General features: G+C 62.3%; 22 protein-coding genes. 16 read left to right on the top strand and 6 right to left on the bottom strand.

All coding sequences use genetic code 11. The annotated features are described in order from the left end of the window. Window positions 1–9 precede the first annotated feature (9 nt). Together GY791_10045 and GY791_10040 are read right to left on the bottom strand one after the other, a co-directional pair. Window positions 10–1,128: a hypothetical protein gene (locus GY791_10045; protein ID MCP4328760.1), complete on the bottom strand. Its 1,119-nt coding sequence runs from the start codon at window positions 1,126–1,128 to the stop codon at window positions 10–12. A 12-nt stretch (window positions 1,129–1,140) separates the two neighbouring features. Then, window positions 1,141–2,205: a hypothetical protein gene (locus GY791_10040; GenBank protein ID MCP4328759.1), complete on the bottom strand. Its 1,065-nt coding sequence runs from the start codon at window positions 2,203–2,205 to the stop codon at window positions 1,141–1,143. Between the two features lie 255 nt (window positions 2,206–2,460). On the opposite strand from GY791_10040, the gene GY791_10035 reads away from it, so the two are divergent. The 10 genes from GY791_10035 (at window position 2,461) to GY791_09990 (ending at window position 12,416) form a co-directional block, all read left to right on the top strand. Further along, a complete protein-coding gene (locus tag GY791_10035; GenBank protein MCP4328758.1) occupies window positions 2,461–2,952 on the top strand; it encodes a hypothetical protein in 492 nt (163 codons plus the stop codon). Between the two features lie 232 nt (window positions 2,953–3,184). Next, the gene (locus GY791_10030; GenBank protein MCP4328757.1) at window positions 3,185–3,370 is read left to right on the top strand and encodes a Flp family type IVb pilin; all 186 of its coding nucleotides are present in this window, start codon (window positions 3,185–3,187) and stop codon (window positions 3,368–3,370) included. 169 nt (window positions 3,371–3,539) lie between these two features. Beyond that, on the top strand, window positions 3,540–4,049 hold the full coding sequence (locus tag GY791_10025; GenBank protein MCP4328756.1) for a hypothetical protein: 510 nt from the start codon (window positions 3,540–3,542) through the stop codon (window positions 4,047–4,049). Between the two features lie 26 nt (window positions 4,050–4,075). Then, window positions 4,076–5,335 carry a Flp pilus assembly protein CpaB gene (gene cpaB / locus GY791_10020; GenBank protein MCP4328755.1) on the top strand — a complete coding sequence of 420 codons (1,260 nt, stop codon included), beginning with the start codon at window positions 4,076–4,078 and terminating at the stop codon, window positions 5,333–5,335. A 6-nt stretch (window positions 5,336–5,341) separates the two neighbouring features. Continuing rightward, a complete protein-coding gene (locus tag GY791_10015; protein MCP4328754.1) occupies window positions 5,342–6,748 on the top strand; it encodes a type II and III secretion system protein family protein in 1,407 nt (468 codons plus the stop codon). A 21-nt stretch (window positions 6,749–6,769) separates the two neighbouring features. Beyond that, entirely contained in the window at window positions 6,770–7,405 is a 636-nt protein-coding gene (locus GY791_10010) for a hypothetical protein (protein ID MCP4328753.1), read from the top strand. 22 nt (window positions 7,406–7,427) lie between these two features. Further along, the gene (locus GY791_10005) at window positions 7,428–8,654 is read left to right on the top strand and encodes a response regulator/pilus assembly protein (GenBank protein MCP4328752.1); all 1,227 of its coding nucleotides are present in this window, start codon (window positions 7,428–7,430) and stop codon (window positions 8,652–8,654) included. A gap of 362 nt (window positions 8,655–9,016) precedes the next feature. Beyond that, complete coding sequence (locus tag GY791_10000; GenBank protein ID MCP4328751.1) at window positions 9,017–10,414, top strand: CpaF family protein; 1,398 nt, start codon at window positions 9,017–9,019, stop codon at window positions 10,412–10,414. After that, window positions 10,414–11,436, top strand: a complete 1,023-nt coding sequence (locus GY791_09995) for a type II secretion system F family protein (GenBank protein MCP4328750.1) — start codon at window positions 10,414–10,416, stop codon at window positions 11,434–11,436. The genes GY791_10000 and GY791_09995 overlap by 1 nt, the downstream gene beginning before the upstream one ends. Beyond that, complete coding sequence (locus GY791_09990; protein ID MCP4328749.1) at window positions 11,433–12,416, top strand: type II secretion system F family protein; 984 nt, start codon at window positions 11,433–11,435, stop codon at window positions 12,414–12,416. Before GY791_09995 ends, GY791_09990 begins: the two co-directional genes overlap by 4 nt. A gap of 166 nt (window positions 12,417–12,582) precedes the next feature. Here the strand turns inward: GY791_09990 and GY791_09985 are convergent, their stop codons facing one another. Together GY791_09985 and GY791_09980 are read right to left on the bottom strand one after the other, a co-directional pair. Beyond that, a complete protein-coding gene (locus GY791_09985) occupies window positions 12,583–13,878 on the bottom strand; it encodes a tetratricopeptide repeat protein (protein ID MCP4328748.1) in 1,296 nt (431 codons plus the stop codon). Window positions 13,879–14,031: 153 nt separating this feature from the next. After that, complete coding sequence (locus tag GY791_09980) at window positions 14,032–15,009, bottom strand: 2-dehydropantoate 2-reductase (GenBank protein MCP4328747.1); 978 nt, start codon at window positions 15,007–15,009, stop codon at window positions 14,032–14,034. Window positions 15,010–15,226: 217 nt separating this feature from the next. Here GY791_09980 and GY791_09975 point away from each other — a divergent pair, with 217 nt between their 5' ends. From GY791_09975 to GY791_09955, 5 genes are all read left to right on the top strand, one after another. Then, window positions 15,227–16,561 (top strand): aspartate aminotransferase family protein, encoded by a 1,335-nt coding sequence (locus GY791_09975; GenBank protein MCP4328746.1) that lies wholly within the window; start codon window positions 15,227–15,229, stop codon window positions 16,559–16,561. 541 nt (window positions 16,562–17,102) lie between these two features. After that, window positions 17,103–17,960, top strand: coding sequence for a 3-hydroxyacyl-CoA dehydrogenase family protein (locus GY791_09970; GenBank protein MCP4328745.1), 858 nt, complete (start codon window positions 17,103–17,105; stop codon window positions 17,958–17,960). A gap of 15 nt (window positions 17,961–17,975) precedes the next feature. After that, window positions 17,976–18,227: an acyl carrier protein gene (locus GY791_09965; GenBank protein MCP4328744.1), complete on the top strand. Its 252-nt coding sequence runs from the start codon at window positions 17,976–17,978 to the stop codon at window positions 18,225–18,227. A 3-nt stretch (window positions 18,228–18,230) separates the two neighbouring features. Beyond that, on the top strand, window positions 18,231–19,397 hold the full coding sequence (locus tag GY791_09960) for an acyl-CoA dehydrogenase (protein ID MCP4328743.1): 1,167 nt from the start codon (window positions 18,231–18,233) through the stop codon (window positions 19,395–19,397). Then, window positions 19,397–20,461, top strand: a complete 1,065-nt coding sequence (locus GY791_09955) for an HAD-IIIC family phosphatase (protein MCP4328742.1) — start codon at window positions 19,397–19,399, stop codon at window positions 20,459–20,461. The genes GY791_09960 and GY791_09955 overlap by 1 nt, the downstream gene beginning before the upstream one ends. A gap of 60 nt (window positions 20,462–20,521) precedes the next feature. Here the strand turns inward: GY791_09955 and GY791_09950 are convergent, their stop codons facing one another. Both GY791_09950 and phaR read right to left on the bottom strand, forming a co-directional pair. Next, a complete protein-coding gene (locus GY791_09950; protein ID MCP4328741.1) occupies window positions 20,522–21,574 on the bottom strand; it encodes a GNAT family N-acetyltransferase in 1,053 nt (350 codons plus the stop codon). 77 nt (window positions 21,575–21,651) lie between these two features. Beyond that, window positions 21,652–22,254, bottom strand: a complete 603-nt coding sequence (gene phaR, locus GY791_09945) for a polyhydroxyalkanoate synthesis repressor PhaR (protein MCP4328740.1) — start codon at window positions 22,252–22,254, stop codon at window positions 21,652–21,654. 354 nt (window positions 22,255–22,608) lie between these two features. On the opposite strand from phaR, the gene GY791_09940 reads away from it, so the two are divergent. Next, window positions 22,609–23,853, top strand: a complete 1,245-nt coding sequence (locus GY791_09940) for an alpha/beta fold hydrolase (GenBank protein ID MCP4328739.1) — start codon at window positions 22,609–22,611, stop codon at window positions 23,851–23,853. Window positions 23,854–23,972: the final 119 nt, after the last annotated feature.

Genomic DNA, 23,972 nt, shown 5'->3' with positions numbered 1-23,972 from the left:
AATAGCCGCCTAGCGGCTTACGGCCGGCACCTCAGGCTCGTCGTCGAGGCCGCGATCGCGATCGAGAACGAACCCGACGCCCCACCAGATCGCAACCGTCAGAACGATCGAGACATAGCCGTCGATGGCGTAGTGATAGCCGAGATGGACCGATCCGAGCAGGATTGCCAGGAAGAAGACGCCCATCGCCGCGCCCATCAGCCGGCTCATCCGCCGCCACAACAGGAAGAACAGCAGAGCGGTCGAAACGTGGATGCTCGGCATCGCCGAGATGCCGCGTCCGAAGGCGATTTCCTTCATCTCGTGAGCCTGCCACAACACCTCCTGAATCTGCACCGCGGCGAGCGGATAACGCCCGTCGACGTGGTGGAGATAGGCCATCAACGGGGCGAACGGATCGGGTGCGCCGGTGAGTAGGCCGTAGAAGCACGGCCCGACCGACGCGAAGGCCGCCGCCATCCCATTGCCGAGCACGGCCCAGGTAATCAGCAGGGTGAGGAAAAACTGCATGCGCAGACGGCGTCCCCGCAGCTTGAAGGCCATCACGAAAGCGCACAGGAAAAGCACGAAGAACCACAGCGTATAGAGGATATCGACGATGTGGGTGGCGAATGGGTAGCCGAGCAGCGGCTGCAGGATCTGCCACGGATCGACGCCGCCATGGAGCCACCGATCCCAGGCGATGAACGCGGCGTCCCAGTCGAAGGGATGGATTGCCGGAATCAGCACCTTGAGTGCGGAAAATAGGGCCAGGCAAACCGGTAGCAGCAGCAGGACCGGTAACCCGGTGACGATCCGTTCCGGCATTCTATGGACGGTGAAGAAACTTTCGCGCAGCACCATCAACGGCTGCTCCGGTCGCTCGAACAACACGACATGGAGGACATGACCAAGGACGAAAGCGGCGCCGATCAGCGCGAACAGAATGACCAGCCGCATGATGTAGTCGCGAAGCGCGGCATCGAAGGCGATAGCGAACGGATCGGCGAGCCCGAGGCCGCGGGTCGTCAGCACAGTCAACAATGCATAAGCAAGCACGCCGGCGACGAGCCAACGGTTGACGGTGAGCGCGCGCAGGGCGCGCCGCGGTAGGGGGCCGGCGATCGTCCGATATGCTACGCTTTCCATTACGTCTCAGCCCTACGAAGCGGTTGCGGTTTCATAACCCGGGCGGCGGGCCGGCGCGGCATTCGCCAGCGGCTCGATCGCCGTGCGGTCGAGGCCGCGATCGCGTTCCAGGAGGCGGCCCGTCAATTTCCATAGAACGAGCGTGAGCACGATCGAGACGTAGCCGTCGATCGCGTAATGGTAGCCGAGATGGACCGAGCCCAGCAGCATGACGACAAAGAAGACGCCGGTGCCCCAGCCGAGCGGGCGGTTGATGCGGCGCCATACGAGGACGAACAACAGGGCGGAGGCGATATGCAGGCTGGGCATCGCAGAGATGCCGCCGCCGATCATCATTTCACCGCCGGCGTAGCCGTCCCAGAGATATTGTTGGATCTTGAGCGTGGCGAGGGGGAACTCGGTATCGACCGCGCGCAGGTAATCCGTCAGCGGTGCGAACAGGGGGTCGCCGGTCAGCGGCTGATAGAAGATGGGACCGACGGATGCCAGCGCCGTCGCCATCAGGTTTCCGAGCACGGCCCAGGCGAGCAGGCAGGTGATCAGAAACTGGGCCCGCAATCGCCGTGGTTTCAGGCTGAAAGCCAATACGAAGATGGTCAGGTATAGCAGGATGAACCAGGCGTGATAGGCCCCATCGATGAGGCGCGTGACCGGCGCGTGGCCAAGCAACGGCTGGAGGAGTTCCCACGGCTGAGAACCGCCATGGAACCAGCGGTCCCAAGCGATGAAGGTCCTATCCCAATCGAAGGAATGCAACGCTGGGATCATGCTCTTGAGCGAGGTGAAGGCGGACCCCGCGATCGGCATCAGAACCAGGATCGGGAGGCCGACCGCCAGTCGCTCGATCGGGCGGTAGCGGGTCCGGATGATCTCTTCCATCGCGACCAAGGGGCGCGCGGGCCGCTCCGTCGCCAACGTAAATAGAAGATGGACAACCGTGCCGATTGCCCACAAACCTCCGGCAATGGCGAACATCGAAAAGCCGCGGCCGATATAGGCGGTAAGCGAGAATTGGTCGTCCAGCCCGGACAACATCGCGATCCCCCAGGCGACGCCGATGTAGGTCAGCGCACACACGACTGGCCATCGATTGATCGACCAGGACAGGGCGATCGGTGCCGCAGAAGGCAGGCTGGGACGAGAGCTTGATGCGACCATCGGGGACCCGTGTGCGGTTCGCTCAGACAGCCCTTCAGATAGCCGGAGTATCCTTTCCAAAACGTTACCGTCGATGCCGCCTCCGAGCCGGTAACGTCCCGCCGGTCAATTCAAATTTAAACGTTTGGGCGCATAAACCGTCTTCCAAAGATAGCTTTTGAGTCAGGGTGGAAGATGCGTGACTTTATTCGGGATCGGTCCGGCGCCGCGATCGTCCACGCGTCGTTTGTGATTCTCCTGCTGCTCGGCGCCACGGCACTCGCCTTCGATATCGGACGCATGACGGTGTTACGCACCGAGATGCAGAATCGCGCCGATGGCGGCGCCATGGGCGGCGCTGTGTCCCTCGATGGCGCGATCTTCACCGGTCTCGTCGCCGATGTGCAGCGCATCCTGCCGACCGCGTCGGCGGCCAATCTGACGGTCCGCTACGAGCCCAGCGGCCTCGGCGACCCCGATTCGCCGGCCAGCATAATTCCGATGCTCAATGTCAGCCTGACCGGCCTCCGCCACGAGTTTATCGTCATGGGCTTCATCGAGGGGATTGCCGGCGGCATCGACCTGCCGCGGGTCGAGGCGACAACCGTTTCGAACGCTGTCGAAGGCGGCAGCCAGGCGGGTGCAGGCACGTCGTGGTTTTGTGGCCTGTTGACCAATAAGCGATGAGCCGCCCGGGGATCTCCGTGCCTTGATACGAGTCGAATCCGAGCCTCGAAAGCGGTCGACGATGCCAAATCGTTATTATTTTATTAATATTCGCTAACGAACTCTAAATTTACAAATACTGCAATCAAACACTGAAATACATTTCATTTTATTTTCTCGATCATTTTACCGTTCCTTAAGACCTCCCATGTCAAAAAGCGGCCTTCTTGCTACTCGATAGGAGGCTAATGCGATGTACAAGAAATTTAGCGCATTGATGCGCGATGAGTCCGGCGCGACGGCTATCGAATATGGCCTGATCGCCGCGCTCGTTTCGGTGGCAGCCATTGCTGCGCTGATTGCCCTGGGCAGCTCGCTGCAAACGATCTTCCAGTTTGTCGCCGACACGCTCGGAGCCGCGGTGCCCTCCGGCGCCTAATCCGAAACGACGCGATATCGAAGAAAAGGGGGAAAGGCAAGGTTCCGGGATTGACCAAGCGATGATCCCGCACCTTGCCGGCGGCGCACCAGAAACCGGGTCGCCGCCACTTCCCCCTCTTCGCCCCAATTTGCCCACGGCCCGTCCCTCGAAAATGTGAAATCTCACGATGATTGCGGCACCTGTTGAATTATTCGTTTTGGTACTCGTCGCCGCGCTGTTCGTCGGAGCCGCGGTCAGCGATCTTCGCTATTTCAGAATTCCGAACCGAATTCCCGTATCCCTGCTCGTCTTGTATCCGGCCTACTTGCTGGCAATCCCGGTGGCGCCCGATTGGGCGCAGATCGGATTCGCCGTCGGCTGCGCCGTGGTCGTCTTCGTGATCGGGTTTGTCATGTTCTCGATGGGCGGAATGGGCGGCGGCGATGTCAAGTTGTTGACTGTTTCCGCACTGTGGGCCGGGCCCGCGGCCATGCTCCCGTTCCTGATCGTGGTCGCAGTGTCCAGCCTCGTATTGGCGGTGGCGCTGGGACTTAGATCGAGCCTCGAGCAATCCGTGCCGTTGCGCGAGGCCGTTTCCGGTCTCCGCTTCACACCGTTGATGAAGATGACGGTGCCCTATGGCGCGGCCATCGCGACGGGCGGTCTTTTTGCGGTTGGCTGGCTCGCCTTCGGCTGAACAAATCGGCCGCGACGGAGGAAATAATGTCGATACGCAATGTACTTCTATTCTTGACCGCCGTGCTCGTTGCCGGGGGCGCCGTCTATTTCGCGCAATCATGGCTCGACGCCGAACGCGCGGCCCTGGAGGCGTTGCGGATGATCGACCGAGGCGAAGAGCCCGAAGCCGATTACATTCTCGTCGCCAAGAAACACTTGGCCCGTGGCACATTTGTCAAGGAAGAGGATTTGCGCTGGCAGGCCTGGCCGGACGAGACCCTCGACAAGGCTTACATCGTCCGGGGCGAGGGCAGCGATCCCAAGTCCTTTGAAGGCGCCGTCGTGCGTTTTCCCATCGTGCAGGGCGAGCCGGTAACCAGTGCACGTCTCGTTCGTCGCGGGGAACGGGGTTTCTTGGCGGCCGCTCTGCGGCCCGGAAAACGAGCCATCACCATTCCGATCAGCGTCACCACCGGGGTCGCCGGATTCGTACTACCGGGTGACCACGTCGACATGTTGCTTACCCACCGTCTTGGTAGGCGGTCCTACGCTACCGAAACGCTGATACCGGACCTCCGGGTCATCGCCATCGACCAGCGTCTCAATCAAAAGGAAGGTGCGGCGAAGGTCTCCAAGACCCTGACTTTCGAGGTCGACCCCAAACAGGTGGAAATGGTCACCGTCGCCCGACGGCTGGGGAGTCTGTCTCTGAGTTTGCGCAGTCTGGCCGAGGACGAAGCGGTCCTCGCCGAGGCGACCCAGCCCGCCGCCGCAGGTGAAAACGGCCCCGAATCGTCGTCCGACGAGCGCAAGGCGTCATCAGCCGACGGCGCCCGCGCCGATTACGCCAATGCGGCGGAGCTGATCCCGAACGAGCGCCCGATCATGACCGCCAGCCTGCGGACCCCCATGGCCGATACCGGTGCCGGCGCGGCGCCCAGCAGCATCGCCGGCGATAGCGCCGGGGTCGCGAGCACCGATTCCGAGGGCGTCGCGGGAGGTGGCGATCCGATCATGTCGATCTGGGAGTCAAGTGGCGGGAACCCGCTCGCCCCGGACCGCAATCGACAAGATGACGGTCGCGGATACACCTTCGGTCAAGAAGTCAGCCTGCTGCTGCTGGACCGCGCCAAGCGGAAAAAGGTGACGATCATTCGCGGCGGCAGGCGCCAGTCGTTGGCGGCCAAAGCGTCGCCGTCCGAAGCCGAGCAGGATGACGAAGAGGAAGCGAAACGAGAGGGCGACGAAAGCGATGCCGAAAACGGGGAGGACGGTGCCGTCGAAGTCATCTCCGAAGGGGAGTGATGAGCGATGATTGATCGCGTCAGTGGTGTTCTAATTGCCTTGTTGTTGGCCTTGGCCCTGGTCGTCCTCGGCGGCGTCGGCCAACCGGTCCGAGCCGATCAGGTCGTGCCGACACAGGGCAAGGTGCTCAATCTGGACATCCGCAAGGGCACCTTAATCCGTCTCGACGAACCCGTTTCCACGGTATTCCTCGCCGACCCGGCGATCGCCGACATCCAGGTCAAGACACCGACCTTGATCTATGTCTATGCGAAGCGGATCGGCGAAACCGTGCTCTACGGGTTGACCGAAGACGAACGCGTCGTGCTGAGCCGGATCGTCCGGGTGACGCACAATCTGTCGCGCCTGCGCTCGGCGCTCGACCAGTTCCTGCCGGGTACCACCGTTCGCGCGACCTCGCTGGATGGCGCGCTGGTTCTCGACGGTCATGTCGGTACGCCAGGTGAATCGGAAGATCTGCGCCGGATCGCCGCCTCTTTTGTCGGTAAAGGATCGATCATCAACCGGGTCATCGTGACCGGCGCCAACCAGGTCCATTTGAAGGTCAAGATAGCCGAGGTTTCGCGCGAGGTGGTTAAACGGCTCGGCATCAATTGGGAATCGATCATCAATACCGGCGCCGGGTTCCTGTTTGGAATCGCCACCGGCCGCGAGTTCCTGACGCTGGGTAACGCGTTTCTCCGCGACGAAACCTCTGACACCGTCGTGGCGTCTTTCACTGACAGCAATGTCGACATCAATGTCCTGATCGATGCCCTCGACAATGAGGGCCTGATCTCGGTCCTGGCGCAGCCGAATCTCACCGCGATGTCGGGCGAGACGGCGACGTTTCTCGCCGGCGGCGAATTTCCGATTCCGGTGCAGCAGGATGAAGGCGCGGTGACCATCGAATTCAAGGAATTCGGCGTCTCGCTGGCATTCACGCCGACCATAATCGCGCCGGAGCGGATCAATCTCCGCGTATCGCCGGAGGTCAGCCAGTTGTCGGCGGCGGGTGCGGTCGAGGCCAACAACTTTGCGATACCAGCGCTGACGACGCGCCGGGCGCAAACGACGGTCGAGCTCGGCAGCGGTCAATCATTTGCGATCGCCGGCTTGCTGCAGAACAATGTGGTCGAGAACATTCGCAAGTTTCCGGGCCTCGGCGATGTCCCGGTTCTCGGGCGCCTGTTCCGGTCCGAGGAGTTCAACCGTAACGAAACCGAGCTGATCATTCTGGTCACGCCCTACATCGTCCATCCGATCTCCGACAAGAATGTGGCCCTGCCGACCGATGGATTCGTGGCACCGAGCGACAAGTCGCGGGTGCTGCACGGCAAGCTGTACGAAGAATCGGTCGGTGTGCCTCAGGCGCAGCCGAGCGAACGACGCGGTCTCGGTCTGACCGGGCCGGCCGGCTACATCCTCGACTGAGCACGTGAAAGGGGGCTTGCCATGAAAAGACTTGTTTTCCCGGTCTTGATCGCCATCGCGCTTGCCGGCTGCGAGGGCGGACCCGAGTACTGGACCGGCGCCGAGGCGCAGCACAAGAACTCCGTCGAGTGGGTGATGATCGACCACGACGTCATGTTTGCGCCCGGCGGTACCACGCTCAGTGCCGAGGAACGCGGGCGGCTGCAATCATTTCTCGATCGCCATGATGCGGACCCGACCCTCGATCAGGTGTTTGTCGAAATCGGCGGCGCCTCCGGGGGTTCGGTCGGGCAACAACGTCAGGCCGCAATCGACCGCATCCTCCGCTTCAACCACCTCGTCTCCGAGCCGGGACCCTCATCGTCGCCGGCGGCCATTGTGCCGGACGAGCACGTGACGGTAACCCTGGCGCGGTACATCGTGGTTCCGCCCAACTGCCCCGACTGGCGCAAGCCGTCTCGTTCCGACCCCAACAATACGGTCTCCAGCAACTACGGCTGCGCCACCGAAGCCAATCTCGGTCTGATGGTGGCCGATCCCAGGGACCTCATCGTTGGCCGCGCGATCGGCCCCAGCGATGCGTCGGTCAATGCCGCGGTGGTCAGCCGTTACCGCCAGGGCAAGGCAAAGAAGGCGAAGGCGCCGTCGACCAAGTAACCCCATTTCGAGGAGGCCCAAGGTGACCGCAATACCGAGACCGGGAACGACGCTGGAAAAGATGCCGGAGGCGCTCCGTGCCTTGGTCGTCGTCGAGGACGACGAAACCCGCACTGTTTTTGGCGAAGCGCTGGACGAGGCGGGTTTGGAGGTGCGGTCGGAAAGCGGCGGTATTGCCGTGACCGTGGAATATTTGGAGGGCGGCGCCGCCTGCCCACCTTTGATCGTTGTCGACGTCGAGAACTCCAATGATCCGCTCGCCGATATCGATGCGTTGGCCGAAGTCTGCAATCCGGGAACGTCGGTTCTCGCGGTCGGAAAGGCCAACGATGTCAATTTGTTCCGCGACCTTGTCGCATGTGGCGTGGCCGATTATCTGGTCAAGCCGTGCCGTGAGGAGCATGTCCGGACCGCAGTCGCCAATGCATTGCGTCCACCAGAGAGCGCGACCGACAAGGAACTCGGCAAACCCGGCCGAATGGTGGTCGTGGTTGGTTCGCGCGGCGGCGTCGGCGCCAGTACGGTTGCTCTCAACGCGGCATGGATCCTGGCCCAGCGCCCGGATCAGAAAATCGCCTTGGTCGATTTGGACCTGTATTTCGGCACATCGACTTTCACGCTCGATCTAGAACCCGGCCGCGGCCTGCGTGATGCGCTCGAGCATCCCGATCGCGTCGACAGCCTATTCATTTCCAGCATCGCGGTGCCGGCGCACGAACGGCTGCATATTTTTGGCGCGGAGGAGCCAATCGAAAACGGGTTTGAGTTCGATGCCCATGCCCTCGACATCTTGATGACCGAACTTCGGCACGACTTTCGAACAGTGGTGGTCGATCTTCCGCGCCATTTCTTAACGACTCCACCGGAACTGATATCAATGGCGGACCTGATCGTGTTCGTCACCGATATGACGCTTTCCGGAATGCGTGACACAATGCGGCTGGTCTCCGCGATGAAGAGCATTGCGCCGCAAGTTGACTCAAAGGTGGTTGTCAATCGGATGCCCCAAGGACGTAAGGGGCCGATCAATCGCACCGACTTCGAAAAGGGAATCGAGCATGCAATCGATTGTGTGATACCGGAAGACGTGAAGTCGGTTTCCGTGGCGGCGAATGTTGGCCGTCCGTTGGCGGTTGCTGCCAAGAAAAGCAAGACGGTTATGGCGTTGCGGTCGTTGTGCGACGATATTGCCGGCACTCCGCCAAAGCGCAAACGGAGCGCCCTGTTGCGCCTGTTAGGCAGGAAATGAAGACCAAGGGATTTGGCCGCCGCGATGGCAACGGGACACGGCCGCCCACGCGCCCGCGATTGCCAACGACACGATCCAACGCGCGACCGAGCGACGCAACCACAGGTACCTCGGGCGGGTCGGTTTCTGCGCCCGATGCCGAGTTCGGATCTGCTAAAGAAAAGGCGCTCGACCACGTAAGGACCCTCATCGACGACGGCATCGTCGAGGGTGGGGACAGGCAGGAACTCACTCGCGAAATACGGCGGTTCTTCGTATCCTGGCTCGCGGAATCCGGAGAGGATCTCGACTCCAAGCGTCTCGACTCGATTACGTTCCGCGTCCTGCGCGATCTTGAAAAGGCTCCCGAAACGACCGATGCGATGAGCGATGACGCTGCCGCCGACGGTGACGGCGAACCCGCGCCGTCGTCCAAGCGCGCGTCGAAGGCGGCCCGGGCGGCAACACGGAATCGTGGCAGCCGGAAGCGTGCCAGTGGCAAAAGCGGTTCGGTATCGACCAGCAAGGCGAGCGTGGAGACCGCAAAGGAGATCGTGGCGCCGATCCTGATGGAACGTATTGACGCCGCCGCCGCCGCCAAGCTGACTCGTGAAGACCTTTCCGGCCAGATCTCCGATCTGGTCACCGAAATTCTGTTCGAGGAGAAAATCCGCCTCAACAGCCTCGAGCACCGCGAGCTGGTTACCAGGCTGCTCAACGATATGCTCGGATTGGGCCCTCTCGAACCGTTGCTCGCCGACGACTCGGTGAACGACATTCTGGTCAATGGGCACAATCAAGTCTTTATCGAACGGGCCGGCAAACTCGAATTGACCGATGTTGGATTTCGCGACAATTCGCATGTTCTCAATATCGCCACTCGAATCGTTACCCGAATCGGGCGCCGGGTCGACGAATCGAGTCCGCTCTGCGATGCGCGTCTGGCGGACGGCAGTCGCGTAAACATCATCATACCGCCGCTTGCAGTCGATGGACCAAGCATCTCTATTCGCAAGTTCTCGAAGCAGGCGATCACGCTGGACCAGATGGTCAAGCAGCAAAATCTGTCGCGCGAAATCGCCATCCTTCTGCAAATCGCCGCGCGCTCGCGCCTAAATATCCTGATATCCGGCGGAACGGGTTCGGGCAAAACGACATTGCTCAACGCGATTTCGGCAATGATCGACGATAACGAACGCATAGTCACCATCGAGGACGCGGCGGAACTCAAACTGCAGCAGCCCCACATCGTGCGCCTGGAGACGCGACCGCCGAACCTCGAAGGCGAGGGCGAAATTACGATGCGCGATTTAGTCAAGAATTCGCTCCGCATGCGCCCGGATCGCATCATAGTCGGCGAGGTGCGCAGTTCCGAGGCGGTCGACATGTTGCAGGCTATGAACACCGGCCACGAAGGATCGCTTGGTACGATCCACGCCAACCGTCCACGCGAATCGCTGACCCGGCTCGAAAACATGGTCGGAATGGCTGGGATCAATCTCCCGTCGAAAGCCGTACGCACGCAGATTTCCTCGGCAATCGACATGATCATCCAGATTTCGCGCATGCGTGACGGCATGCGCCGCGTCACGAACATAGTAGAGATCGTCGGCATGGAGGGCGATGTCATCACGACGCAGGAGCTGTTTTCGTACCAATACGAAAGTGAAGATTCCAGCGGGCGCTTGCTGGGAAGGTTCGAATCCTGCAACCTGCGTCCAGTGTTTACGCCGAAGGCCGAATATTATGGGCTCGGCCGCGCGTTGATGGACGTCATCTAATGTCCAAGCTCTTTGTACTCGCCGAACGCAACCCGGAGTTGGTTTACGCATTGGTTTCGGCGGCACTGGTTCTGGCCGTCATTCTGATAACGATACTCATCAAGTCGGAGGCAGATTCGCCGAAACGCCAGACTAAGCGTCGGGTGGACCACCTGGTCACCGGTGGCCTGCGTGGCGGGCGCATGGAGATGGACCAAACCATCGGCATTAGGAGGTCGGGGACGGACAGTTCATTCGCGGTACTCGATCGCGCGGTGAAAAAATTGCTGCCGCGGCCCGTGCTGATGCGCCGCCGACTGGCCAAGACGGGTTTTAACCTTACTATTGGCGAATATGTGATGGCCTGCTGCGTAGTCGGTCTCTTCGGCGCGGGTGTGGTCTACTTCTTCTTCAAGCTGGGCGTTCTCGTCGCTGTCGTCGGTGGTGTTGCGATCGGGTTTGGTCTACCCCACGTGACCACAAGTTTCTTAATCAACCGGCGCCTCTACAAGTTCATCGATAATTTTCCGGAAGCTATCGAGCTTATTGTACGGGGGCTAAAGAGTGGACTGCCCGTTTCGGAATCGATCCGCACCGTAGCGCAGGAAATCCCGAAGCCGGTTGGTGTTGAATTCGCTCAGATCTCAAGCAGCGTCAAACTAGGTCAGACCTTGGAACAGGCAATGTGGGAAACTGCCGGCCGCATCGATATTCCGGAGTTTAAGTTTTTCGTTGTCAGCATGTCGATTCAGAAGGAGACCGGCGGCAACCTGGCCGAAACACTGGAGAACCTCGCAGACCTCCTGCGACGGCGTCGTCAGATGAAGCTCAAGATTCGCGCCCTGTCGAGTGAAGCTCGCGCCAGCGCCTACATCATCGGCGCACTACCCTTCATCATGTTTGGCATCATCTATTTGGTCAGCAGCCAATATGTCATGCAGCTGTTCTGGGATCCGCGCGGTAATTTGTTGCTAGGCGCCGGGTTTGTGTCTCTCAGCCTCGGCGTTGCGACCATGTACAAACTGGTGAAGTTCGAGATATGAAGCTCGAAAACTTCCTTCCCTTCGGTCTGTCCCCGGACGGCGTCGTATTGCTGTTGGCGGCGGTGGCCGCGTTCATCAGCGTCTATGTGTTGTGGAACGTGCTCCTCGTCCGCGATCCGGTCGGGCCGCGCATGAAGGCGCTGAAATCGCGGCAGGTCGAGTTAAAAGCCGATCTCCTGGCGCCGAAGCGTCGCCACGAGCGCAAGGTTCGCGGATTCGGCATGATGCTGAACACCGTCAAGAGCCTCAATCTCTCTCGCTTCCAAAAAAGCAAGAGCGTCGGCCAACGGTTGGCGACCGCGGGGTGGCGTTCGAAAGACGCGGTCGTCGTGTTTATCTTCTTCAAGGTCGCCATGCCGGTCCTGTTCGGTGCCGCCACCGCATTCGTCCTGTTCGCGCTCGGCGTCTACAAGATGCCCGATATCGCCAAACTGGTCCTGGTCGTCGTCTTTGCCGGGATTGGCTACTACCTGCCGGATGTTATGGTCAAGAACCAAGCGACCAAGCGGCAGCATGCAATCCGAAAAGCGATGCCCGACGGGCTCGACTTGATGGTCATCTGCGCCGAAGCCGGGCTCAGCATCGATTCGACATTGGCGCGGGTGTCGCGGGAGGTGGCGGCCGCCGCCCCGGTGTTGGCGGACGAACTCGGGCTGGCGGCTATCGAGCTCGGTTTCCTGCCGGAACGCTCCAAGGCGTTCCACAACCTGAGTGCGCGGACCAACATGATGGAAACCCGCGGCATGGTGAATACGCTGCTGCAGACCGAGAAATTCGGCACCCCGCTGGCCCAGTCCTTGCGCGTCCTGTCGGCGGAATTTCGCGATCAGCGGATGTTGCGCGCCGAGGAAAAGGCGGCCCGGTTGCCGGCGATCCTGACGGTGCCGATGATCGTCTTCATTCTCCCTTGTCTGTTCATCGTCCTGATCGGTCCCGCCATCCTGCGGACGATCGATGCCATGCGCGGTCTCGGCTACTAAACCTCCAACCGGTGTGCGGCCGCGCGGCGGGACTTCGTCCCGGCATCCAATTGGCGGCGAAGGTGAACGCCGCCGCGGTTGAGATCAATCGAAATCGCTGACACAAGAAAGGCCGCCCCGATTGACGGGGCGGCCGCGTCGTCATCGCGTTCGGAACGTCGTCGGATTAGGTGATGGTCATCGTCGAAGCGACCGTCGCCGGCGCATTATCGTCGGGAACCGGCTCGCCGTCTTGCGCTGCGGCAGGGGCGGCCGCCGGCGGCACCTCCGACGGTGCGATCGAATGAACCGGATCGGGCGCCAGGTAGTAGGCCGGCGGCAGTTCAGCCGGGGCGGTCGGTACGATATCGGCCGTCGCCGGCCGGCGTACGATCGGTGCCGTTTCGGTGACATCTTCCGGAACGTCCCAAGCCCGCACCGGGACATCGAGTTGCTGTGGGCCGACCGGCGGCAAGGCGGCAGGCGTTGCCGCGGCGTTGAAGTCCGCGCGGTTGATTTCAGGTGCCGGCAAGGGCGAATTCACCACCGCGGCGTCGGGAATTGCGGTCGCCGTTTCCGCCGGCGTATCCGCCGCTTTGGCGCTGGCGCGCGCCGGAGGTACCGGCGTCTGAGGCTCCTTCGTCACCGCGAATCGTTGGCGATTGGGGCCGAGGAGATATTTGGCCTTGTCCGGCAAATCTCGCAGTACTTCGTAGTAGGCCAGATTCTCGGCCACTGTCTGCGGATCGAAATCCATTTCCGAGACCATGCGCGCGTCCTTGGTACGGCCGGCGAGCCCGAATACCAGCGCCAGGTTCTGGCGATGGCGCAGATTGGCGTTGGGGTCGGTGGCGACCTGCTTCAGGATATCGATGGCCTCGCCGTGCTGGCCGTCGAGCGTCAACGACAGGGCGAGGTTGTTGTTGAGTGTCAGATTGCCGGGGGCCTGTTCCAGGCCTTTGCGGTAATAGGATTGCGCTGCCTTGTGGTCGCCGGTCATATCGAGCGTGATGCCGATGGCGCCGAGTAGCCGCGGGTCTGCGGAGACCTCCAGCGCGGTTTCGTATTTCTCGCGCGCCAGCAACGGACGGTTCTGGGCCAGCATGGCATTGCCCAGGCCGCGCAGTGCCTCGGGGTCGCGTGGCGCGAATTCGAGCACCTTCTGATAGGCCTCGGCTGCGAAGGCATAGGCGCCGAGATCATTGAGCGCGTCGCCGAGCTGGATCAACATTGGATAGTCATCGGATTCGAGCCGCACCGCCCGGCTGTAGAACCCGACCGCGGTACGCGCATCACCGGCTGCCATCGCCGCGTCGCCTAGGCGCATGAACCGCTGCGCGGTCGCGATGGTCTGCTCTTGCGGCGACAAGCGCGGGTCCTTGGTCATCGATTCCATGACCGGATCGGTCGTACAGGCGCTCAAGGCCAGGGTCGAACACACCGCTGTCATGGCCAGGGCGCGACGCCATTTGATGGTACGCATATTGGTGCCTTCCCAAGTTCCGGGCTCTGCCGCGATCCTAGGTGCGGTTCCTTACGGAACGGTAAAAACTTAGAGAAAATATCGATAATTCGGTTGCTTACGGAGCTCGGCTTCGACCGCGGCCTGAGCTGTCACACGGCGCTCGCGTGGCCGTCAGGCGGTTCCCTTGGCGGTGGCCGCCCGGTGCTTGACCAGGGCCAACACCATGTCGATCGTCGGCGTCGGGATATCGGCCAGGCGCGCCATTTCCTGGACTGCGGTCACGATGGGGCCGATCTCCATCGACCGCTCCTGCAGCAAGTCCTGAAGCATCGAACTGCGATGGTGGCCGACATCGGCCGCCATCTCGATGCGCGCCTCGACGTCCATCTCGAACCCAACGCCAAAGGCTTCACCAACCGCACGGGCCTCGGTCATCATCCCCCGCAAGACGGCGCGGACGCCGTCATCAGCGGCCATGCCGCGTAGGGTTCCGTGGGTCAGGACGCTGACCGGATTGAACGACAGATTTCCCCACAGCTTGAGCCAGATGTCGTCGCGAATGCGTCGCCGCACCGGTGCCTCGATCCCGGCCGCCGTCAGGGCTTCGGCGAGTACGCGGCAGCGCGGCGATAGGGTGCCGTCGGGTTCGCCGATGTCGATCCGGCTGCGTTGACCCTGCGCGATGACGCCCGGCTCGACGACCTCACCCGCCGTATAGACGACACCGCCGATGGCGCGCTGAGGGCCGATTCCGCGCCATTGCACGCCGCCGGGGTCGACGCTCTCGAGCCAGTGCGCGCCGCCCGGTACCGACAATCCGTGGAAGTACCACCACGGGATCCCGTTCATCGCGGTCACCACCGCCGTTTCCGGGCCGAGGAGGGGTTGCATCATGTCGACGATGGCCGGCGCGGTATGGGCCTTGACGGTTACGATGACAAGATCCTGCGGTCCGGCGGCGGCGGGATCGTCGGTGCAGGGCGGCGAAACGGTGATGCGGTCGTCGCCGCGAATCACGGTCAGGCCCTTTTCCCGCATGGCGGCGAGGTGGGCGCCGCGGGCGATCAGCGTCACGTCGCTGCCGGCCCGGTGCAATTGCGCGCCAACGGCGGCACCGATTGCGCCGGCGCCAAAGATACAAATCTTCATGCGCCCGCGCCCGCTCCTGGGTGTTCGCTCGCGAGGCAGCAATGCATTCCGGTCGCCCTCATCATCCGGTTTCAGCGGCCCAGCCTAACAAGTGCGGCACGAACCGGCCACCGTCGCGCGTCAGATGACCGCATCCACAAGGGCGCTCTTGTCTTGCAACCGGGTCATACTTGGCCCCATATGACCGACAACCGACACTCTTTCTCAGGATGACGACATGACGACAAAAGCGGCGACACGGCTTACCGCCAACAATCTAGAGCCGTTCTGGATGCCGTTTACGGCGAACAAGCAATTCAAGGCCAATCCACGGCTTTTGGTCTCGGCCAAGGACATGCATTACACATCCCATGACGGGCGCCGGATTCTCGACGGCACGGCCGGCCTGTGGTGCGTCAATGCGGGCCACGGTCGCGAAAAGATCGTCGAGGCGGTTTCGGCCCAGGTCAAGGAGATGGATTATGCGCCGGCCTTTCAAATGGGCCATCCGGCGGCCTTCGAGTTGGCGGCGCGCCTGACCGCGATGCTCCCCGGCGACCTCGACCACGTGTTTTTCACCAACTCGGGGTCCGAATCGGTCGATAGCGCGCTCAAGATCGCGCTCGCCTACCACCGCGTTCGCGGCGACGGCCAGCGCACCCGCCTGATCGGGCGCGAGCGCGGCTATCACGGCGTCGGTTTCGGCGGCATTTCGGTCGGCGGCATCTCCGCCAACCGAAAGTTCTTCGGCAGTCTGCTGCCCGGCGTCGACCACCTGCCGCATACCCACAACCTGGAGAAGAATGCATTCAGCCGCGGCATCCCGGAATGGGGCGCCGAACTCGCCGACCAGTTGGAGGGGATCGTCGCCCTGCACGACCCGAGCACGATCGCGGCGGTGATCGTCGAACCGGTCGCCGGCTCGACCGGCGTGCTGATCCCGCCCAAGGGCTATCTCAAGCGTTTGCGCGAGATCTGCGACCGCCACGGCATTCTGCTTGTCTTCGACGAGGTCATCACCGGATTCGGCCGTCTCGGCAAGTCCTTCGCGGCCGAATATTTCGACGTCGTGCCCGACATGATGACGGTGGCCAAGGGCCTGACCAACGGCACCGTGCCGATGGGCGGCGTGTTCGTCCGCAAGGGTATCTACGACGCCTTCATGGACGGTCCCGACAACGTCATCGATCTGTTCCACGGCTATACCTATTCGGGGCACCCGCTGGCCTGCGCCGCGGGGCTCGCCGCCCTCGACATCTACAAGGAGGACGGGCTGTTCGAACGCGCCGGGGAGCTCGATGACTATTGGGCCGACGCGGTGCATTCGCTGAAAGGCACCCGCAATGTCATCGACCTGCGCAATCTCGGCCTGATCGCCGGTATCGAGCTCGAGCCGATCGCCGACAAGCCGACGGCGCGCGCCTTCGATATCTTCCTCAAATGCTACGAAAAGGGTGTTCTGATTCGCACCACCGGCGACATCATCGCCCTGTCGCCGCCGCTGATCATCGAAAAGCCGCAGATCGACGAGCTGTTCGGAACTCTCGGTGACACCATCCGTGAGGCCGCCTAGCGCGAGCGGCGTTGACGGGGGCGGCGCCTCGCCGTCCCCGGGCGACGCCTTGGTCGCTGCGGCAGAATCGACCGCACCTACCTAGCGATATCTCTCGTCGGGGGAGGGGATGGCGTCGAACGGCGGATATCTCCGCGCCGCGTCACAGGCCCATGATCAGAGGCGAGAACAGAACCAACCCGAACGGCACAGCAAAAAGCGCGAACCCGATCGTCAGAACGGTCAAATCGGCAACGGCGGTGACATAATTTTGTATGTGCACGGGTCGGTTCCTGTCCAAGTCGGCGAGCCATCAGCGGCTCGTCGATGGGAGTATTAACCATACTTTGGGTCCAAATCTGTGACGCCGGTCACCAAATAGTAGGTTTTTTTTGTGTCGCGGACATTTTTTGACCTGGTGCCTGTGGCCACGCACCAAAAATCCACGTCAGACGGTGGAGCGGTCTCGGTTCTCGAATGCCGGACGGGCTGCGCCGCACCGGTGGAGGTGCCGTATCCTGGATGGTAAGGTCGCCGGGTCGAAAGTGGCTGCGAACGGGCAATGAAAGACCAAGAAAGGGTCGTCGGGGTGGTTGGGGCCGGTATCATGGGTGCCGGCCTTTGCGAAGACCTCCTGCAACAGGGATATGGGCCGGTTCTGGTCGATATTGAATCGTCGGCGCTCGATGCGGCGGCGACGCGCATCCGGCGGAGTCTCGGCGCGCGGGCCATGTTCACAAAGTCGAAGAGGGCCGAGACGGTCGACGCGACAATGGCGCGGCTTGGCCTCTCGACCGACTATCAAACGCTCGCCGACGCCGATTTCGTCATCGAAAACGTCAACGAAAATATTGACCTCAAGCGCGAGGTCTTCGAGGCGCTCGAAAAGGTGGTCGCGCCGTCTTGCATATTGATCGCCAATACGTCCTGTATTCCGATAACCCGGCTCGGATCGTTCATCGGGCTGCCGGGAAGGCTGATCGGCGTCCATTTCATGAATCCGGTCCCGCTCAAGGACACGGTCGAGGTCATTCCGGGCGAAATGACGTCGCCGGATACCCTGCGCGAAACCGGCCGATTCCTCGATGAGGTGGGAAAGAAGTATGTGGTCGTGCGCGATTCTCCGGGTTTCGTCTCGAACCGCGTGTTGATGCCGACCATCAACGAGGCGATTTTTCTCATTCACGAAGGCGTTGCCGTGGCCGAAGACGTGGACGCCATCTTCAAGTCGTGCTTCGATCACAAGATGGGGCCGCTGGAAACGGCGGATCTCATCGGGTTGGATACGATCCTCGATTCGTTAAGAGTATTGGAGGCGTGTTTGGGTGGCAGCAAATTCCGCCCTTGTCCGCTGCTTGAGAAAATGGTCGAAGAGGGCAATCTCGGCCGCAAGAGCGGTCGTGGGTTCTTCGCTTACTGACACATGGGTGGCCGAATGCCCGCGACGATAAAGGGGCGAGTGAAATCATACTTCCGGCGCGCAATGCGGCGCGACGACATCGATGACGACACCGACATATTCGAGGCCGGCGTGGTCGATTCGCTGTTTGCCGTGCAGCTGGTCGCCTTCACCGAGCAGGAATTCGGCGTCGTGGTCGAGGATGACGATCTCGACCTCGCCAATTTTCGCTCGGTCAACGAACTGGCGGAATTCGTAACCCGCAAAAGCGCACTATCGCAAGGCTGAGACATGATCGAGAACGGCGAACCAGGCGTGGCAAGGCGCGAGGAGTTTCGATCCTTCGTCGAGGCGACCATCGCGCCCCATGCCGCGCGGTTCGATCGTGAAGAGAAACTCGACCACGACGTCATTCGCAAGATCGCGGGCGCGGGCTATCTCACGCCATGGCTGCCGAAGAAATGGGGCGGCGAGGCCATGGACATGACCGTCTATGGCCTATTGAACGAGGAGGTCGGCTATGCGTGCGCGGCGACGCGCAGTCTGCTGACCGCCCACGGCATGGTGGCTCAGGCGATCCATCGCTGCGGGTCGACGTCGCAACGCGATCGGTACCTGCCCCTGCTATCGAATGGCGACCGGATCGCCGCTTTTGCGCTGAGCGAACCCGCGGTGGGCAGCGATGCGGCCCATCCGGAATTGTCCGCGGTGCCGGTGACCGACGGCTTTCGGCTGCAGGGGACGAAGACCTGGATCACCCTGGGGCAAATCGCCGATCTGTTCCTGGTCCTCGCGCAGTGCGAGGGAGAGGCGACGGCGTTCATTGTCGATCGCCGGAGCGAAGGTCTCTCGGTCACCCCGATCGCCGGCATGCTGGGCGCCCGCGGCGCGATGTTGGCGACCTTGGATTTCGACGGTTGTGTGGTTGCGGCGGATCAGGTGCTGGCCCGGCCGGGAAGCGGTTTCTCGCTGGTCGCGGCGACTGCCCTCGATCATGGCCGTTACGGCGTGGCGTGGAGTTGCGTCGGCATGATCCGCGCCTGTCTGGACACGGCGACGCGGTACACCAGCGAGCGGTCTCAGTTCGGCGCCGAGTTGAGCCAGCATCAACTGGTGCGCCGGATCATTGCCGATATGCTCACCGGCCAGCACGCCGCCGACCTGCTGTGTCGGCGCGCCGGCACGCTGAGGGAGGCGGGAGACCCGAACGCCGTCATGGAAACCATTATCGCCAAGTATTTCGCCTCGAAAGCGGCCATGCGGGCCGCCGTCGACGCGGTTCAGCTGCTCGGCGCCAACGGCTGCAGCGACCGCTATCCCGTAGCCCGCATCCTGCGCGACGCAAAGGTCATGGAGATCATCGAGGGCAGCTCGGAGATCAGTCAGCTGTCGATCGCCGGTCATGCCTATCGCCAGCATCCCGTCGGGTCCGGTCCGCCGCCGGCGGAGAGCACGTGATGGACGGATCGCCGGCGGCGCAGCCGATAAAGTGCCTGGTGTGGGATCTCGATAACACGCTGTGGGACGGCGTCCTATTGGAGGGGCCGGTCAGCCTGCGCGCGGATTCGGCCGAGCTGATTCGGATCCTCGATGGTCACGGCGTGCTGCATGCCATCGCCAGCCAAGGCGATTACGCGGCCGCGTGGGAGCAACTCACGGTCTTCGGCCTGGCCGACTATTTTTTGTGTCCACACATTGATTGGACGGCGAAGTCGAACTCACTCGCAGAAATTTCGCAATCGCTGAACCTGGGCCTCGACACCTTTGCGTTCGTCGACGACCAGGCCTATGAGCGCGCGGAGGTCAGCCATGCCCACCCCGAGGTCTTGTGCGTCGACGCCAGACAAGACCTGCTGAACCTGCTCGACCACCCACGACTGAGACCGGGTCCGCAGACACCGGAACGCGGCCGGCGACGCCATATGTACCAACAGGACTTTAAGCGTCGCGCCGCCGAAGAGCTGTTTGACGGGCCGGCGACCGAATTTCAGGCCTCGCTCGGCATGGAGCTCTCGATCTTCCCGGCCCAAACCGAGGATTTGGGGCGTGTTGAAGAGCTGGTTGCGCGGACCAGTCAGCTCAACTCCACCGGTTATGATTACACGCTCGATGAGCTCGACGCCTTCCGGCAGTCGTCCGATCATTTGATGCTGGTGGCGGAACTGAACGACCGCTTTGGCTGGTACGGCAAGGTCGGTCTTGTCGTTGTCGAGGTTGGCGAAAGCGTCTGGACCCTCAAGCTTCTGGTCGTTTCCTGCCGGGTCATGTCGCGCGGTGTCGGGGTAACGCTGCTCAGTGAAATCATGCGCCGTGCCAGGGATGCGGGAGCCCGACTTCAAGCCGAATTCCGGCACACCGGACGCAACCGGATCATGATGGTGACCTACCGCTTCGCCGGCTTTCGGGAAGTATTCCGCGACGACGACCATGTTCTCTTGGAGCATGACCTCGAAAAGAATGTAGCGATGCCGGCGCATATCGAAGTGATCGACACGGGACGGGACCGTCTCACGGCGCCATAGAACGAATTGGCTGTCCAAGGCGGGGACAGACCTGAAATTCGCCGACCGGGCCGGGGGCGATCACATGGCGTCGTTGTAAATCCGTCGCAGGTCCCAATTCGCCAGCCGGCGCAAATCGACGCCGCCCAGATCCCATTCGCCATCGGCGCCGCCGTGGTTCATGGCGCGAATGAGCGGACCGGTGGCGTACCGGAGTCGCTCAGCACTCGAATTGTCCGGCCGAAAGCCCAAACGAAGGAATGAGCGCCGCGTTTCGTCGGAGAGCGTCGCCGACCACACCCGCAACCGGTTGCGGTCACCGAACCCGATCGCGGCGTTCAGCAGTTTCGCCTCGATCGCTTTCGATGGGGCGGCGATGTCGGCGATCCACAATTGGTCGGTTTGCCGGTCCGCCGCTTGATACAGAATCAGATAGCCGTCCAATTCGCGGCTGCGGCAATAGACGAAGCGGAAATTCGAAAACGGATTGCCGTATCGCCACCCGAAGTAGGCTTCATTCCTGACGTGGCCTATGCGGCCGTCCGCGGTGCAGCGAGCGATCAGACTGGCCATTTCCTGCGGACGAGCTGTCGTATCGATCACAATTTCATCACGGCCCTCCGGCGTCCCCGGCGGCGATACCGGATCCGGCCCGCCCGGGTCATCCTCGGAACGATGCCGGGTCATCGACCTAAAGGGCCCCAGCGGGCGCCAGCCGAACAGCATCGAATTGAGCGCGTTGGCCTCCGAAGGGGTGAAGTTGAGAACATGGGAAATGCCGAGCGCCGAGAGGTCGGCGATCATGCGCTTGGTGAGCTGGTGATAGACGCCGTGTCTGCGGTCGGCAGGTTCGACGTAGGTATCGGCGTTGCAGGGCAGGGGGAAACCGGTACCGCGCGCCCCGATCTGCCACGCCGCGCCGAACAATCCCCGCATTCCGGCAAGCCGCTTGCCATCCAGGGCCAAGTAAAGGAGGGGTCCGTCGAGATAGGGATTGTCTTCGTATTTCCACTTGAAGCAGGCGGCGTTGGTCGCCTCGTCCGGCCCCCAATGATTTTTCATCAGGCCGATGACCTGGTCCCGGAATTCATCGCGATATCGAATAATTTCGTAGCCCATCTTGCGGACGGCCAAATTGCCCCTTGTGTCTCGGGCCAGGGAACCCGACGGCGATCGACCTGTCGGCGCTCCGGCGCCCCGCCCGACGATCCTTACTTCTTGTCGGAAAGCTTCTGCAATTGGTCCTGGAGGGCGTCGATCTGAGCCTTGAGCTGTTTGAGATCGTCGCCGCTGGGGCCGTTCGTCGATTCGGTCGACGTCCCGTCTTCCGCGCCGCCGGGGTCCTTGCCAGTATAGGGGTTGGCGAACATCTTCATGGTGCGCTCGAACATCGCCATGTTTTGGCGCCCCATCTCTTCGAACGAGCCGAACGGGAAGATGCCGTCGAAGGCCTCCTGGATATAGCTCCGCATGCGCTCCTGGTTATGGGAGAAGGCTTCCATGCTTTGCTCGAGATATCCCGGCACGACCGCCTGCAAACTGTCGCCGTAAAACGCGATCAATTGGCGCAGGAAGTTGATCGGCAGCAGGTTCTGACCCTTGTTTTCCTCTTCGACGATGATCTGGGTCAGGACCGGGCGGGTAATGTCGTCGCCCGACTTGGCGTCGTAGACGACGAAGTCGATCCCCTCCTTGACCATCTGGCACAGGTCGTCGAGGGTCACGTAGCTGCTGGTCGCCGTATTGTAGAGACGGCGGTTGGCATATTTCTTGATCGTCACCGGCGCCGTCGGGTCGCCGTTTTCCCGCGCCATCGTCAGGCCTTCGTTGTTGTGCGCCGCATATTAGACCATCTTCGGGCGTCGCTTTGCACGCAAAATGTTGCGCCGCGCAAGACCCCTATCGCACTGCGATGGGACCACCCGCGCCCGCCGCCGTTCTGGTCAGTGGCATTTGGGGCGATTATACTCCGGCCATGTCTGATCCGCCGGATTTGGAAGAATTGGCCCGCCGCTACCTGGATCTGTGGCAGAGTCAGATGGCGGCGGTGGCAGCCGATCCGCAGACCGCCGACGCCGTCAGCCGGCTGATCAGCCTGTGGACGACCAACGCCGCCGCCGTGCCCGGCCTGTGGGCCGGAATCATGCCGCAACCGCCGAACGAGACCGATGCCGCAGCGCAACAGCCATCCACCCACACCGCCGCCGCCGCGGCTGGGGCCCCGCCCGTTGCCGATGCATCTCGGCCTGGCGGCGTGGACCTGGACGACCTCGCGCGCCGCCTTGCCGCTGTTGAAGAGCGGATCGCTCGATTGGAAGCCCCGGTTGAGCGAAAGCGCCGCAAGCCTTCGGCAACGCCTAAACGACGCGCCAAGTAACGGTTTCGACGCCGCGGTCGATGCCGAGATACGGCGCCGGCTGGGCGATTTTCTGGCCGGAATCGAAGCCTACCGCCGGCATCCCTGGCGCCGCGATGTCGCCGATCCGCCCGTCCTGTGGCGCGAGGGGACGACCCGCATGTTCGACTATGACGCGGGCGGCGCGGGATCGGTCGTTTTGATCGTGCCGTCCTTGGTCAATCGATTTCATGTCCTCGATTTGTCGTCGCGCTGCAGCCTGATCCGCCACTTGGCCGAAGCCGGATTGCGGCCCCTGGTCATCGACTGGGACCGGCCCGGCCCGGCGGAGCGGGAATTCGACCTTAGCGATTATATCGCCGGGCGTCTTGAGCGGGCCCTCGACGCGGCCCGCGCGGCGGCCGGCGGCAAAGTCGCCGTGATCGGCTATTGCATGGGTGGAAATCTGGCCCTGGCCCTGGCCCTGCGCCGTCATCGCGACATTTCGCGCCTGGCCCTTTTGGCCACCCCTTGGGATTTCCATGCCGACGACGCGGCGGCGGCGAAGGCGCTGGCGACAGGTGTTGCGCCGTTTTGGCCGGTGGTCGAGCAGCTCGGCGAGATGCCGACCGATCTGATCCAAGTGCTGTTCTGCGCGCTCGACCCCTACCTCGCGGTCAAGAAGTTCCTCGCCTTCGGCCGTCTCGACCCCGAATCGGCCAAGGCGGCGCATTTCGTCGCCCTCGAGGACTGGCTCAACGATGGCGTCCCGTTGGCCGCCCGGGTGGCGCGGGAATGCCTCGACGACTGGTACGGCCGCAACACCCCGGGGGCGGGGCAGTGGCGGGTCGCCGGCGCGCCGATACGGCCCGCCGAACTCCGCCTGCCGACCCTCGGCATCGTGCCCGGCGCCGATCGCATCGTGCCGCCCGCCTCGGCCGCGGCGCTGATCGACGCCATCCCCGGGGCGGCGAAGATGACACCGCCGCTGGGCCATATCGGCATGGTCGTCGGTCATGCCGGTCCCGAGGCGGTATGGGCGCCGCTGACCGACTGGGTGCGCCACGATGCCGCATGAAGCCGGTGTTACGATTTCCTTGCTTCGGCACAGGGCGGGACTTACATTTTGGCTAGTTTTTTGCACCTGCGAGATGGCAGGCCCGCGATGCGGGAATCATCGTTAAATGCATTCAGGAG

It is taken from the genome of Alphaproteobacteria bacterium (assembly GCA_024244705.1).
Lineage (GTDB): Bacteria > Pseudomonadota > Alphaproteobacteria > JAAEOK01 > JAAEOK01 > JAAEOK01.
The sequence above is the reverse complement of the archived record's forward strand: the minus strand, read 5'-3'. Positions and strand labels throughout refer to the sequence as shown.